The sequence below is a fragment of the Kitasatospora sp. LaBMicrA B282 genome, assembly GCF_050325825.1.
In the GTDB taxonomy this organism is placed as follows: domain Bacteria; phylum Actinomycetota; class Actinomycetes; order Streptomycetales; family Streptomycetaceae; genus Kitasatospora.
This window is the reverse complement of sequence record NZ_JBNQTI010000107.1, coordinates 1-13,610: the sequence shown is the minus strand read 5'-3', so window position 1 is coordinate 13,610 and position 13,610 is coordinate 1. Positions and strand designations below refer to the sequence as shown.

Sequence of the window (13,610 nt, the reverse complement as noted above, 5' to 3'; positions counted from 1 at the left end):
GTCGCAGGCCCTGCACGTCTTCCTCGGTTTCCGGGTCCGTCAGTCCTGCGCCTGCTGCGGCGGCCGCCGCAGGGCGTAGCCGATGCCGCGCACGGTGTGGATCAGCTTGGGGCCGTGGTCCGGACCGGAGTCCAGCTTGCGGCGCAGGTAGGAGATGTAGGACTCGACGATGCTCAGGTCGCCGCCGAAGTCGTAGGCCCAGACGTGGTCCAGGATCTGCGCCTTGGAGACCACCCGGCCGACGTTGGCCATCAGGTAGTGCAGCAGCTTGAACTCGGTCGGCGAGAGCGAGATCGGCCGGCCGTCCCGGGTCACCTCGTGCGCCAGCGGGTCCAGGGTGAGGTCGGCGACGGTGAGCCGGCCGTCCTCGGCCGGGCCACCGGCCCGGCGCAGGATCGCCCGGATCCGGGCGATCAGCTCCTCCAGGCTGAACGGCTTGGTGACGTAGTCGTCGGCGCCGGAGGCCAGGCCGTGCACCTTGTCCTCGGTACCGTCCTTCGCGGTGAGGAAGAGCACCGGCAGGTGGTCGGCCGGGCGCGGGCGGCCGGGGCGGGCGGCCAGGCCGGCGGGGTTGGCGATCTGCTGGCGGCGGGTCTGCTCGCGCAGCCGCTCGACCACGGTGAAACCGTCCAGGTCGGGCAGCATCACGTCGAGCACCACCAGGTCGGGGCGCTCGACGGCGATCGCGGCCAGCGCCTCCTCGCCGGTGGCCGCCGACTCGACCCGGAAGCCGGAGAAGCGCAGCGAGGCGGAGAGCAGCTCGCGGATGTTCGGCTCGTCGTCGACCACCAGCAGGAAGGCCTCGCCGCCGGCCCGCGGCGCGAGGGCCGGCGCACCGGCGGCGAGCTGCGCCGAACCGCTCTGCGCGAAGCTGGTGGGCATCGTCCCTGTGGTCGCAGTCCCTGTGGTCACGGGGTCCGCCTCCCGGCTGCCTGGGCTTGTCGGCCGATCAGATGAATGGTTTCGGGACCTTACGCGGGTTTGATGAGAGTCGGATGAAACGCGCCGGATACTTCGAACCCGAAGGACCCGGCGCTTTCCGTACTCGTCAGTACGCTCAGCCCTGCTGGGCCAGCGCCTCCTCCGGGGTGGCCGGCGCGCCCGCCGCCCGGCCGCGGGCCTGGGCCCGGCGGGCGTAGGTCATGGTCCAGAAGACCAGCAGACCGGTGACCGCGTAGGGCAGGACGTTGTTCACCGAGACGGCCTGGCCGTCGCTGAGCGAGTAGACGCAGACCACCCGCACCGCCGCCTCGAGCAGGTAGCCGATGCCCCAGCCGATGGTGAGGTTGCGCTGCACGAGGCGGAAGCCCGGGTACTGCCACAGACCGTTCCACCAGGCGACCTGCTCCGGGGTGCCGTCGGTGGCGAACTTGCGGCCGAAGTAGAACATCAGCGGCCGGCTCATCAGCAGCGTGACCAGGCAGAGCACCCCGAAGAGGCCGGTGACCAGGGAGTCCTTGGCCAGCAGCAGCTTGGCGTCGTGCGGGCCGACCAGCGCGGCGACGCCGCTGAGCCCGATGAAGACCAGCGAGATGACGGCGAACTCGTCGGCCCGGCGGTGCCAGGCCAGGTAGATCGCGATGTCGAGCAGCGGACCGAGGCCGCCGGCCAGCACCGCCTGGAAGTCGGTGGCGCCGTGCGACTTCAGCTGGTTGTAGATCAGGATCGGCGCCATGACGTTCAGGCTGAGGCTGAGCACCCAACCGAGTGCGGCGGCCTTCCGCTTCCGGGCAGGGGCGGGCGGCGGAGTGGTACTGGACACGGTGAATCCCCCGGGCATGAGCAGCTGACGGCTCCCCGGCCGACGGCCGGGCCGCGGGTCATTGTCCCCGATCTACCGGGCGTTCGCCTACACCCGGAACCCATCGCGAGACCACTCGGACCCCGCCGGCGGTCGGTCAGCACACAAGCGGCCCGCCGGGTTTGGGCCCGACGAGCCGTTTGACGTGTCATCACACCGTGTGCGCCCCAACCGGGCGCGGGGCGCACGCCCGGCGGTCAGCCGCCGTTCGCGGTGCCGCCACCGCCCGAGCCGCCGGTGCCGCCACCCCCGCCGGCCGCGCCACCGCCGCCGAACCCGCCGCCACCGCCGCCACCACCGAAGCCACCGCCACCGCCGACCGCGCCGCCCTCGGTCAGCTGCGAGGCCTGGTAGCCGCCGGAGCCGTCCGGGGTGCCCACCACGGTCACGCTCTGCCCCGGCTGCAACTGGCCGACCTGGCCGTTCTGGGTCACCTGGACCTTGGTGTTGCCGTCCGTGGTCACCTTGACGATGTTGCCGCTGTTGTCGGTCAGGTAGACGGTGCTGCCGTCGACCATCTTGACCGTGCCGCGGGTGAAGCCGGCCGCGCCGCCGCCACCCGCACCGCCGCCACCGCCGGCCGCACCGCCACCACCGCCCCGGCCGCCGCGGGCCCCGGCGTTCTGGCCCGCCTTCTGGATCGCGGCGGTGATCGCCCGGCTCGCCGCCGTGCTGTTGTCGCCGTGGTTCTTCTGGTACCAGGCACCGCCCGCGAACGCCGAGGCGGCGATCACCCCGCCGGCCAGCAGCAGGGTGACCCAGGGCAGCTTGCGGCGCGGCGGCGCGGCCAGCTCCGCGGTGATGTCCCGGGCGTCCGGCGCGGTGGCCAGCAGCTCGGCGTGCGCCGCCGACTCGGCGGAGAGCGCGGCCCCGGCACCGGGGGCCGCCGCGGCGGCGGGCCGGGGAACGGCCGGCAGGCGCATGGTGTCGTCGGCCCGGACCAGGTCGCTGTTGTTGGTAGGCATGGGCTCTGACTGCTCCCGCTCGTCTCGCTCGGTGATCATGACTGATCCGTGGTCGTACCGGTGGCCATCGCGCGCCTCACTCGTGCCGCAGGGCGTCGATGGGGCGCAGCGAGGCGGCCCGGTTGGCCGGGTAGCTGCCGAAGAAGAGGCCGATCGCCACCGCGATCCCGAAGGCGCCGAACACCGAGGAGGGGATCACCACCGGCTTGATCCCGACCACGCTGAAGTGCGAGCCGAAGATCCCGACCGCCACCCCGAGGCCGGCGCCGAACACCGACAGCAAGGTCGACTCGGTGAGGAACTGCCCCAGGATCACCGCCTTCGGCGCGCCCAGCGCCTTGCGGATGCCGATCTCCCGGGTCCGCTCGGTCACCGTGACCAGCATGATGTTGGTGATCCCGATCCCGCCGACCAGCAGCGAGATCGCGGCCACCGCGCCGAGCAGCACGGTGAAGGTCTGGCTGGTGCTCTCCCGCGCGCTGAGCAGCGAGGTCTGGTTGCTGACCCGGAAGTCGAGCTTGGTCGGGTCGGTCAGCGAGTGGGTGCCCATCAGGATCTGGGTGATCTCGTTCTGCGCCTGCGTCGTGGTGTCGGCCGAGGTGGCCTGCACCAGGATCTGGTTGACCGAGCTGAAGCCGGTGAAGGCGTTCTGCACGGTCGGCAGCGGCGCGATGATCACGTCGTCCGGGTCGTTGAAGCCGGTGGCGCCCTTGGTCTGCAGCACGCCGACGATGGTCAGCGGGGTGCCGCCGAGGGTGATCTTCTTGCCCACCGGGTTCTCGGTGTCGAACAGCTGCTGCGCGGTGGTCGAGCCGATCACCGCGACCTTGGCGGAGTTGAGCACGTCGTCGGCGCTGAAGTAGTCGCCGGAGGCGACCTTCTGGTTGGCGGTCTCGAAGTAGGCCGGGTAGGTGCCGATCACCGAGCCGGGGGTGTACGAGACGTTGCCGTAGACGGCGGTCGCGCTGGTGGTGACCACCGGGGCGACCGACTTGATGTCCGGGGCCGCCGAGGGGTCGGCCAGCGCCCGGGCGTCGTCCACGGTGAGCTTCTTGACCGTGCCCGCGGTGCGGGCGCCGCCGCTGGTGCCGGAGGTGACGGTCAGCGAGTTGGTGCCGAGCGAGGTGATCGAGTTCTTCACCGCGGTCGACGAGCCGTTGCCGACCGCCAGCAGCAGGATCACCGAGGCGACGCCGATCAGCACGCCGAGCATGGTGAGCGCGGAGCGCACCTTGTTGGCGGCCAGGCCGGCGAGGGCGAAGCGGAGCATCTGCCAGAGGATCACGGCCGGCCCCCGATCAGCGCGGCCGTGCCGGCCGACGGCTGCCCGCCCGGCTGCGCGGCGAGTTGCCGGGCCAGCACCGGCGGCGGGCCGGCCACCGGGCCCTGCCGGACGTCGGAGGTGATCTGACCGTCCACCAGGCGGATGACCCGCTTGGCGTGTTGGGCCACCTCGTCCTCGTGGGTGATCAGCACGACCGTGCGGCCGGTCGCGTTCAGTCCGTCGATGATCGCCAGTACCTCTTCGGTGGAGCGGCTGTCCAGGTTGCCGGTCGGCTCGTCGGCGAGCAGCATGGCCGGCGCGGTGACCAGCGCGCGGGCCACCGCCACGCGCTGCTGCTGGCCGCCGGAGAGCTCGTTGGGCTTGTGGTCGGCCCGCCCGGACAGGCCCACCAGGGCCAGCGCCGCCAGCGCGCGCCGGCGCCGCTCGGCGGCCCGCACCCCCGCGTAGGCGAGCGGCAGTTCCACCTGGGCCAGCGCGGTGGTGCGCGGCACCAGGTTGAACGACTGGAAGATGAAGCCGATCTTGCGGTTGCGGACCAGCGAGAGCTGCTGCTCGTCCAGGTGGCCGACGTCGATCCCGTCCAGCAGGTAGCGGCCGGAGGTCGGGACGTCCAGGCAGCCGAGGATGTTCATCAGGGTCGACTTGCCGGAACCGGAGCTGCCCATCACGGCGACGAAGTCGCCCTGCTCGATGTCCAGGCCGACGCCCTGCGGCTCACCGGTCTGCGGGTCGTCGGGGCCGCGCAGCGCGTGCACCACCGCGTCCCCGTGACCGTAGGACTTGCGCAGCCGGCGGACCTGGATGACCGGCGGCGGCAGCTGGGCGGCCGCCGCCTGGTCCGCGGCCCCGGCGCCGTGGGGCGCTGCGGCACCGCGGCGGCGGGCACGGGCACGGAGCGCCATCAGGCACCACCCTTGGCGCCGCCGCCACCGCCGCCGCCGAAGCTGCCGCCACCGCCGCCGAGGCCCCCGCCACCGCCGGCCCCGCCGCGACCACCGCCACCGCCGAAGCCGCCGGGGAAGGAGCCGCTCGGGAAGCCGTTGCTGCCGCCGCCGCTGGCCGAGATCAACTGGACCTTGTCGCCCTCGTTGAGGCCGGAGACCACCTGCACGGTGCTGTCGCCGACCACGCCGACCGTGACGCTGACCCGGGAGGTGGTGCCGTTCGCCGCCACCACGGTCGCGGTGCGGCTGCTGCCGGTGCCGGAGAGCGCCGCCGCGGGGACCGAGAGGGCGTTGTCCGCCTCGCCGGTGACCACCGAGACGGTCGCGCTCATCCCGGTGCGCAGCTGGCTGACGTCGCCGGTCAGCTGCAGGGTGGCCGCGTACTGCACCGCGCCGCCGCTCGCGCCGGAGCTGGAACCGCTCGACACCGGCAGCGAACTCACCGACAGCACCGAGGCGTTGAAGCTGCTGGAGGACTGCGCGTTGAGCGTGACGGTGGCCCCCTCGCCCTTCTTCAGCTTGAGCGAGTCCAGCTCGGAGAAGTCCGCGGTGACCTGCATGCCGGTCGGGTTGGTGATCACGATGAAGCCCGACGGGGTGCTGGACGTCGAGGAGCTCGACTTTCCGCTGCTCGAGCTGCCGCCGCCGGAGCCCGCCGAGCTCGCGTCGCCACCGGTGCCGGAGACGGTGTCGCCGACCTTGTTGGAGATCGAGGCGACGGTGCCGCCGACCGAGGCGGTCAGCGTGGTGCCGGCGAGCGCGGTCTGCGCGTTGGTGACGTTGGTCTGCGCGGTGGCGACCTGCTGCTGGGCCTGGGTCACCTGCTGCTGGGCCTGGGCGACCGCGGCCGGGTCCACCGTGGTGGTGGTGATGGTGGTGGTCTGCGGGGCGGGGACGGCACCGCCGGTGCCGCCTGACCCACCGGTACCGCCTGACCCACCGGTGCTGCCGGACCCGCCGGACCCGCCCGTGCCGGAGCCGCCGGTGCTGCCGCCGCTGCCGGAGCCCGCACCCGTGCTGCCGCTGGTGCCGCTGCCGCCGCCCCGGCCGCCGGTGGTGGGCGAGGGCGAGGCGCTCGCGGTGGTACCGGCCGACGGGCTCGGCGAGGTGAACGAGGCCTGCACCGCGCCGGAGCCGCTGACCGGCTCCGTCTTGGTCGTGGTGGTCCCCGCCTGAGCCTTGGTCAGGTTGGCCTGCGCCGTGGTCAGCCCCGCCTGCGCCTCGGCCAGCGACCCGTTGGCCGCGTCCAGCGCCTGCTGGGCGGCCGTGGTGTCGACCGTGGCCAGCACCTCGCCCGCGGTCACCGTGTCGCCGACCGAGACCTTGACCGCGGTCAGCTTGCCGCCGGTGACGAAGTTCTCCGCGGCGTCGGTGGGCGACGCCAGGCTGCCGGAACCGGACACCGTGGCCAGGACCGTCCCCTTGGTCACGGTGGCGGTCCGGGTCGCCGGCTTGCCGGCCGCCGAACTGCTGGTGCTGTTCACGGTGGTGTAGGCCAGCGCGCCCCCCGCGAGGAGGGCCACGCCGAGCACTGAGTTGAGGATGACGGCGCCACGCCGTCGCGGGAGGACCTTCATAGCGCACAAGAGTCGCCCGGTGCTCTTGCGATGTTCTGGGCGCCACCTGGGAGCGGGCTGAGCCGGGTGGGCGACGCAGACCCGGGCGAACCGGACAGAACGGCGGCCGATCGGTCCCGTTCAAAACCCCCGATCACGCAACTCCCAGGATGTTCCCAGCCACCTGGGGCGCGGCCTTCACGACGGCCCCTGGTAGGGCCCGGCCGGACCCGCGCGGGCTACGCGTCGCCGCCGAAGGCCCGCAGCTCCTCGACCGACCAGCTCAACCGCCCGGTGCGCAGGTCCTCGACCACCGCGCGCAGCCAGCGCGCCTCCGCCTCGGTGACCGCGTGCAGGTACTCGGTCTCCAGCAGCGCGATCCGGGCCAGCCCGTCCGCCCGCTCCTCGGTCAGCTCGGCGGCCAGCGCGGCCAGCTTCTCCTCGACCACGGCCAGCCGCCGCCCCAGCGCCTCCGCGATCTCCGCCCGCTCCAGCATCAGCACGTGCGAGAGCGCCGCCGGGAACTGCGGGAACTCCTGCTTCGGCACCGCGAGCATCTCGACCAGCCACTCCCGCGCGGTGGCCCGCCCGGCGTCGGTGACCTCGTAGACGGTGCGCTCCGGGTAGGCCTGGTCCCGCCCGGTCTCCCGGACGGCGACCAGCCCGGCCTCCTGGAGCCGGTCGATGGTCCGGTACAGGCTCGCCCGCTGGCCCACGTTGACCACCTGGTCCTTGCCCCACTCCTTGATCAGCCGCTGCAGGCCGTACGGGTGCAGCGGCTTGTAGTGGAGCAGGGACAGCACGGTCAGGGCGAGGGGGGAACTGCGGTGGGTGCTCATGCCCTCGATCGTATCCTCAGCCGAACTAGTTGACCAGAAACTAGTTTCAGTGCAACTATCGATGAGCAGCGCCGACACCACGCCGGCAGCACTGCGCAGACACGGGAGTGAACTGGAATGAGCACCACGAAGACCCGCACCGCCCTGGTCATCGGCGGCGGCATCGCCGGCCCGGTCACCGCGATGGCGCTGCAGCGGGCCGGCATCGAGGCGACCGTCCACGAGGCCCACGCCGGGACCGCCTTCGACACCGGCGCCGGGCTGAGCCTGGCCCCCAACGGGATGGACGCCCTGCAGTCGGTCGGCCTGCTCGACCTGGTCCGGCCGCTGGGCGTGCCGATGACCGGCATCGTCATGCAGGACTGGGCCGGCAAGCGGCTCGGCGAGTTCGGCAACCCGCCCGGGGTGGCGCCCATGCAGCTGGTCTGGCGCACCGACCTCTACCGGGTGCTCTACCAGGAGGCCGCCCGCCGCGGCATCCGGATCGAGCACGGCAAGCGGCTCACCGGCGTCGAGGAGGACGCCACGGGGGTCACCGCGCACTTCGCCGACGGCAGCTCGGCCCGCGCCGACGTGCTGATCGGCGCGGACGGCATCCGCTCCACCGTGCGCGAGCTGATCGACCCGGCCGCCCCCGGCCCGCAGTACGCCGGGTTGATCAGCTTCGGCGCCCGGGTGCCCGACTGCGGCCTGCCGAGCACCGCCGGGAAGATGAACATGAGCTTCGGCAAGCGCGGCTTCTTCGGCTACCAGGTCTTCGACGACGGCTCGGCGCTCTGGTTCGTCAACCTGCCGCAGCCCACCCCGATGACCGCCGCCGAGGTCCGGGCGACCCCCTCCACCGAGTGGCTGCCCCGGCTGCGGGCGGCCTTCGACGCGGACCGCACCCCGGCCGCGCGGCTGATCGGGGCCAGCGACCCGGCCGCGCTGATGATCGTCGGCCCGATGGAGAACATGCCGCGGGTCCCGGTCTGGAGCCGGGGCCGGCTGGTGCTGACCGGGGACGCCGCGCACGCGCCCTCCTCCAGCTCGGGCCAGGGCGCCTCGCTGGCCATCGAGAGCGCGATCCAGCTGGCCCGCTGCCTGCGCGACCTGCCGCACGAGGAGGCGTTCGCCGCCTACGAGGCGGAGCGCCGGCCCCGGGTGGAGCGGGTGATCAGGGAGACCACCCGCAAGAACGGCGCCAAGGCCGCCGGGCCGGTCGGCCGGGTGGTCAACGCCTGGGCGCTGCGGGTGTTCTCCCGGCTGGTCAAGCCGGAGAAGATGGCCTGGATGTTCGACTACCCGATCGACTGGGCGGCCCCGGTCACCGGCGCCCGACCGGCACCCGGGGCCGGCCCGGTCACTCGTTCCGCGCCGTCTCCGGCCCGGTGATCCGGCGCAGCAGCGGCAGGGTGGCGGCGATCACCCCGAGCGAGGCGACCAGCCCGAGCGCCACCATCAGGTAGTAGCCGCCGCTCACCGCGTGCAGCGAGTAGTCGAGCTGCGCCTTCAGGAAGAGGTCCGCGGCGACGAAGCCCACCCCGATCGCCACCGCCGAGACCACCAGCAGCGGCAGCGCGCTCTCCAGCAGCACCACCCGGCGCAGCACCGCCAGCTTGGCCCCGGTCAGCCGCAGCAGGCTGAACGGCCGCTTGCGGTCGGTCAGTCCGCCGGCCACGCTGACCGCCAGGCTGCACCCGGCGATCGGCAGGCTGACCCCGATCACCACGTCGGACAGCTGCTGGTAGCCGTCGAGCATCGTCGACCGTACCGCCCGGTCCTCGCCGATCGTGTAGGGCGCGGGGTGGTCGGGGTAGGTCGTCGCCAGCAGGGTCCTGGTCTGTTCCTCGGCGGTCTGCGACCCGTCGGTGGTCACCACCACCGACTCGACCGGCAGATTCGCCAGTTGAGCGGCGGACTGCCGGTCCGTCGGCCAGGTGGTGGGCCAGGCCTGGTCGGTGAGCCCGATCGCGTCGAAGAAGGGGGTCACCGTCACCGCGGTGGCGCCGGCCGGGCAGCCGCCGAAGTACGTGGTGCTCGCGAGCTGGTCGCAGGCGACCACGGCGCCCTGCCGCGGGGGCGGCACCGGCAGACCGGCCGGCACCTGCGGGGTCCCGGAGAGCGGGTCGACCTGCCCGGCCGGCGCGGAGTGCAGCACCGCCACCCCCTGGACACCCGGGATCTCCCGCAGCTTCGCCAGCACCGGGTCCGGCAGCGGACCGGCCAGGGCGCGCAGTTGCCCGTCCCTGCCCCAGCCGTCGCTGAGGTCGTCCAGCACGGTGGCCCGCAGACCCGGGCTCCCGCTGGGCAGGCCGCGCTCGTCGGCCATCGCGGTCATCACCCCGACCCCGCAGGTGGTGACGCACAGGGCCAGCACCAGCCCGCTGACCGCGCGGAACCCGGCCCGCGGGTCGTCCGCCAGCCGCCGCCCGGCCATCAGCACGGCCGGGCTGTCGGTGCGCCGGGCCATCAGCCGGGCGCCGACCATGGTCAGCCAGGGTCCGGCGATCACCAGGCCGACCACGATCAGCGTGATCCCCGGCAGGTAGGCGAGCAGTTGGCCGTTGGTGGTCGGCGGGCGGCGGCCGACGAACCAGGAGAGCTCGGCCACGCCCAGCAGCAGCGGGAGCACCCGGTACCAACGCGGCGGCTTCGGGGTGGTCCGCCGGGTCACCCCGAGCGGGGAGATCTGCACCCGGCGCAGCGCGAGGCGGGCCGAGACCGCTCCCGCGAGCGGCACCCCGAGGGCCACCACCAGCACCTGGAGCCGGCTCAGCGACAGGTCGCTCTCGAAGAACAGGTACCGGGTGAAGTCGACCCCGGCCACCGCCGGCCGGAGCAGCAGGAAGACCGCGAAGCCCAACGCGGTGCCGAGCACCGACCCGACGCCCGACTCGACCGCCGAGATCACCGAGATCTGCCGCGGCGTGGCCCCGACCAGCCGCATCGCCGCGAACCGCTGCTCCCGGCGGGTGGCGGCCAGCCGGGTCGCGGTGCTGATCAGGATCAGCACCGGCAGGATCAGCGCCAGCGCCACCACCGAGAGCGTCAGCTTCATGCCGTTGGGGTTCGCCGTGCCGATCTCGCAGTCACCGCAGTCGCCCGGCCGGGTGGTCAGGATCGAGCTGACCTCGTGCGCGCTCGGGGCGCCGGCCAGCTGGTCCGGGGTGTGGCCGACCACGATCACCAGCGTGCCCGGGCCCGGCAGCGCCGCGTTGCCGATGGTGCCGACCTGGTGGCCCGGGAAGCGGTCGCCCAACTGGTCGGCCGGGGTGGCGGCGAGCAGCTTGGCCATGGCCGGCGAGGCGTAGTACTCGCCGGGGCCCGGCAGCTGCGGGATGCCGGGCGGGACCGGGGAGTTCGGGCCGGTGGCGGCGAGGTCGACCCGGGCGATCTGCGTCCCCTGGAAGGTGTCCCGCCGGACCTCCCACCAGAGCGGGTCGTGCACCGACACCGCGGCCTGCGGCGGGCTGCTGTGCACCAGACCGGTGTTGAGCCAGGCGAAGCGGCCGTTCTGGGTGGTCACCGCGTTCAGCGCCGCGAGAATGCCGAGCAGCATCCCGACCCCGAGCGCGGTGGCCGTGGTGACCACAGCGAGCCTGGCGACCGCCTCCCGACCGGTCGCCAGGGTCAGCCGCAGGCCGAGCCGGACCAGCGCCAGGCTCGACCCCGGGGTGCCGACCCGTACCTTGCCGGTCCGTCCCGGTTCGGTGCCGCTCACGACGCCAGCCGCTCGACCGAGAGCTGGGTGACCCGGCCGTCGCGCACCACGACCTCGCGGTCCGCGCAGGCCGCCACCCGCGGCTCGTGGGTCACCAGCACCACCGTGGTGCCGTGCTCCCGGGCGGTGTCCACCATCAGGTCCATCACCTGCTCGCCGGTCATCGAGTCGAGCGAACCGGTCGGCTCGTCGGCGAAGAGCACGTCCGGCTCGATCACCAGCGCACGGGCCAGCGCCACCCGCTGCGCCTGGCCGCCCGACAGCTCGCCCGAGCGGTGGTCGCCCAGGCCGTCCAGGCCGAGCCGGTCCAGCCAGCCGCGGGCCGCGGCCAGCGCGGCCGCCCGCTTGCGGCCGCCCAGCAGCAGCGGCAGCGCGACGTTCTCCTCGGCGGTCAACTCGGGCACCAGCTGGCCGAACTGGAAGACGAAGCCGAACCGCTCGCGGCGCAGCGCGCTGCGCTCGGCCTCGCGCAGGGTGTCGATCCGGGTGCCCTCCAGGCGGACCTCGCCGGACTGCGGGGTGAGGATCCCGGCCAGGCAGTGCAGCAGGGTGGACTTGCCGGAGCCGCTGGGGCCCATGATGGCCAGGATCTCGCCGCGGGTCACCGACAGGCTCGCGCCGCGCAGCGCGGGCGTCGGCCCGAAGGAGAGCTCCAGGTCGCGGGCCTCGATCATGACCTCGGGTGCGGTGCTCATGCCTTGACCTCCGCGGCGAGTGCGTCCAGCCGGGCCGCGGTCTGGTCGATCCAGCGCAGGTCGGCCTCCAGGTGGAAGAGCCCGTGGTCGGCGAGCAGCCGGTCCACCAGCGACCCGCTGCGGCGCACCTCGGTCAGCTCGCGCATCCGCTGCAGGTGGGCGGCGCGCTGCAGGTCCAGGTAGCCGGCGGCGTCCCGCTCCAGCAGCAGGGCCAGCACCACCTTGGTGAACAGCACGGTCTGCAGGTGCGGTTCGGGCTCGGCGGGGGTCTGCAGCCAGTCGCCCAGCTCGGTCGCGCCGAGGTCGGTGATCACGTACCGCTTCCGGTCCGGCCCGGTGCCCGGCTCGACCTCCCCCATCACCACCTTCCCGTCCCGGGCCAGCCGGCTGAGGGTCGAGTACACCTGGCCGGGCGGCAGCGGCTTGCCCCGGCCGAAGTAGGCGTCGTAGTCGCGTTTGAGGTCGTAGCCGTGACTCGGCTCGCGTCCGAGCAGCCCGAGGAGGGCGAGGGGAACGGTCATATCCCAGTATCTACACTCGGTATCTAGTGGGCGTCAACACTGAGTACCTACTCACGTTCCGTAGCCATCGCCGGTACTGCGGTGCGATGATGACACCGCATCAGTCAGGACTGACCCCGCCTCAGGAGCCCGCCGTGACCGCACGCGTCCGCAGCATCACCTTCGACTGCGTCGACCCCGCCGCCCTGGCCGCCTTCTGGGCCGCCGTCACCGGTCGTACCGTGGTCGACGACGGCACCGCGGCGGAGCCCGAGTACCTGCTCGCCGATCCCGCCGACCCACTGCAGCCCAACCTGCTCTTCCTCCCGGTCCCCGAGGGCAAGGCGGTGAAGAACCGCCTCCACCTCGACCTCCAGCCCACCGACCACCCCCGCGAGACCGAGGTCGACCGCCTGCTCTCTCTCGGCGCGACCCTGCTCGCCGACCACCGCACCGCGGACGGCACCGGCTGGGCGGTCCTGGCCGACCCCGAGGGCAACGAGTTCTGCGTGGAGAGGAGCGCCGAGGAGCGCGCGACGACGGGCGGGTGAGAGTCACCGACCAGCGCTGATGCGCCATCCGCACCGGCCGACCGCCTCGCGGCCGACCACACGACGCTTGGTTACAGCGGGATGATCCGGGTCAGCCGGACGACGTGGTGATCGGTGTCGATGACGTACTCGACCAAGCCACGCCCGTGCGGAACGGGGAGCCGACGCCAGTCGCCGGCGCTGTCGCGCGCGGTGCTGTCCGGCAACCACGGATCCTCGGCGATGGCGACGGTCAGCGCGACGATCGCGGAGAACAGCTCGACGGAGAGCTTCGGGTCGGCAAGGGCGTCCTGAACGGCCTCGGACGGTTCGACCGGCCACAGGTCCTCCGGCTCCAGGTCACTCACCCGGCAGTTCCCCGCCCCGCTCGCGGCGAAGCCGCACCACGTCCGCCATGGTGACGGTGGGCAAGGTCCCGGCACGGGCGGCGGAGACGATCCGGTCCTGCTCCGGGTCGGCGTCGAGCTCAGCCTCGCACCACCACCGGTTCAGCAGTTCCTGGACGCGGTCGATCGGCGCCTGACCGAGCTCGCGGTAGAACGCCATCCGCCGGGCACCGTTCAGGACTCCGGCGATCCCGTCGGCCGTGCGCGGCACACGCGGCTGCTGCTCGGGGTGGCTCACGGGCTGGACGCTCATCGGAATCCTCCTGCTCCTCGACACAACGGTAGCGGCTGCTGCCGCGGACACGGGCGGGAGGAAGTCCGGCGGGGTTCGGGGTGCGTTCGGCTGACGGCGCGGGCCCCGGTGCGGAGAGTCCGCACCGGGGCC

Annotated in this window: 14 protein-coding genes; 2 read left to right on the top strand and 12 right to left on the bottom strand. The window is 73.3% G+C overall.

All coding sequences use genetic code 11. The annotated features are described in order from the left end of the window. Positions 1 to 39: 39 nt before the first annotated feature. The 7 genes from ACQRUO_RS25885 to ACQRUO_RS25855 all read right to left on the bottom strand — a co-directional run bounded on the left by ACQRUO_RS25885 (position 40) and on the right by ACQRUO_RS25855 (position 7,390). Positions 40 to 882 carry a response regulator transcription factor gene (locus tag ACQRUO_RS25885; RefSeq protein ID WP_428318465.1) on the bottom strand — a complete coding sequence of 281 codons (843 nt, stop codon included), beginning with the start codon at positions 880 to 882 and terminating at the stop codon, positions 40 to 42. A 175-nt stretch (positions 883 to 1,057) separates the two neighbouring features. Continuing rightward, positions 1,058 to 1,762: a VC0807 family protein gene (locus ACQRUO_RS25880; RefSeq protein WP_428318464.1), complete on the bottom strand. Its 705-nt coding sequence runs from the start codon at positions 1,760 to 1,762 to the stop codon at positions 1,058 to 1,060. Positions 1,763 to 1,998: 236 nt separating this feature from the next. Continuing rightward, entirely contained in the window at positions 1,999 to 2,805 is an 807-nt protein-coding gene (locus ACQRUO_RS25875; protein WP_428318463.1) for a hypothetical protein, read from the bottom strand. Positions 2,806 to 2,842: 37 nt separating this feature from the next. Continuing rightward, positions 2,843 to 4,036 carry an ABC transporter permease gene (locus ACQRUO_RS25870; RefSeq protein ID WP_428318462.1) on the bottom strand — a complete coding sequence of 398 codons (1,194 nt, stop codon included), beginning with the start codon at positions 4,034 to 4,036 and terminating at the stop codon, positions 2,843 to 2,845. An 11-nt stretch (positions 4,037 to 4,047) separates the two neighbouring features. Next, entirely contained in the window at positions 4,048 to 4,953 is a 906-nt protein-coding gene (locus ACQRUO_RS25865) for an ABC transporter ATP-binding protein (RefSeq protein WP_428318461.1), read from the bottom strand. Next, positions 4,953 to 6,527, bottom strand: a complete 1,575-nt coding sequence (locus tag ACQRUO_RS25860) for an efflux RND transporter periplasmic adaptor subunit (protein WP_428318460.1) — start codon at positions 6,525 to 6,527, stop codon at positions 4,953 to 4,955. The genes ACQRUO_RS25865 and ACQRUO_RS25860 overlap by 1 nt, the downstream gene beginning before the upstream one ends. 263 nt (positions 6,528 to 6,790) lie before the next feature. Further along, positions 6,791 to 7,390, bottom strand: coding sequence for a PadR family transcriptional regulator (locus ACQRUO_RS25855; protein ID WP_428318459.1), 600 nt, complete (start codon positions 7,388 to 7,390; stop codon positions 6,791 to 6,793). A 117-nt stretch (positions 7,391 to 7,507) separates the two neighbouring features. Here ACQRUO_RS25855 and ACQRUO_RS25850 point away from each other — a divergent pair, with 117 nt between their 5' ends. Beyond that, on the top strand, positions 7,508 to 8,764 hold the full coding sequence (locus ACQRUO_RS25850; protein WP_428318458.1) for an FAD-dependent oxidoreductase: 1,257 nt from the start codon (positions 7,508 to 7,510) through the stop codon (positions 8,762 to 8,764). Here the strand turns inward: ACQRUO_RS25850 and ACQRUO_RS25845 are convergent. The 3 genes from ACQRUO_RS25845 to ACQRUO_RS25835 are packed head-to-tail and all read right to left on the bottom strand — an operon-like array spanning position 8,733 to position 12,309. After that, positions 8,733 to 11,093 carry an FtsX-like permease family protein gene (locus tag ACQRUO_RS25845; RefSeq protein WP_428318457.1) on the bottom strand — a complete coding sequence of 787 codons (2,361 nt, stop codon included), beginning with the start codon at positions 11,091 to 11,093 and terminating at the stop codon, positions 8,733 to 8,735. The two genes, ACQRUO_RS25850 and ACQRUO_RS25845, sit on opposite strands and share 32 nt — an antisense overlap. Beyond that, a complete protein-coding gene (locus ACQRUO_RS25840; protein WP_428318456.1) occupies positions 11,090 to 11,788 on the bottom strand; it encodes an ABC transporter ATP-binding protein in 699 nt (232 codons plus the stop codon). Before ACQRUO_RS25840 ends, ACQRUO_RS25845 begins: the two co-directional genes overlap by 4 nt. Then, the gene (locus tag ACQRUO_RS25835; RefSeq protein WP_428318455.1) at positions 11,785 to 12,309 is read right to left on the bottom strand and encodes a PadR family transcriptional regulator; all 525 of its coding nucleotides are present in this window, start codon (positions 12,307 to 12,309) and stop codon (positions 11,785 to 11,787) included. The genes ACQRUO_RS25840 and ACQRUO_RS25835 overlap by 4 nt, the downstream gene beginning before the upstream one ends. A gap of 134 nt (positions 12,310 to 12,443) precedes the next feature. On the opposite strand from ACQRUO_RS25835, the gene ACQRUO_RS25830 reads away from it, so the two are divergent. Then, positions 12,444 to 12,839, top strand: coding sequence for a VOC family protein (locus ACQRUO_RS25830; RefSeq protein ID WP_428318454.1), 396 nt, complete (start codon positions 12,444 to 12,446; stop codon positions 12,837 to 12,839). Positions 12,840 to 12,910: 71 nt separating this feature from the next. On the opposite strand, the gene ACQRUO_RS25825 is transcribed toward ACQRUO_RS25830, so the two are convergent. Together ACQRUO_RS25825 and ACQRUO_RS25820 are read right to left on the bottom strand one after the other, a co-directional pair. After that, a complete protein-coding gene (locus ACQRUO_RS25825) occupies positions 12,911 to 13,186 on the bottom strand; it encodes a hypothetical protein (protein ID WP_428318453.1) in 276 nt (91 codons plus the stop codon). Further along, positions 13,179 to 13,478, bottom strand: coding sequence for a hypothetical protein (locus ACQRUO_RS25820; protein WP_428318452.1), 300 nt, complete (start codon positions 13,476 to 13,478; stop codon positions 13,179 to 13,181). Before ACQRUO_RS25820 ends, ACQRUO_RS25825 begins: the two co-directional genes overlap by 8 nt. Between the last annotated feature and the right edge of the window lie 132 nt (positions 13,479 to 13,610).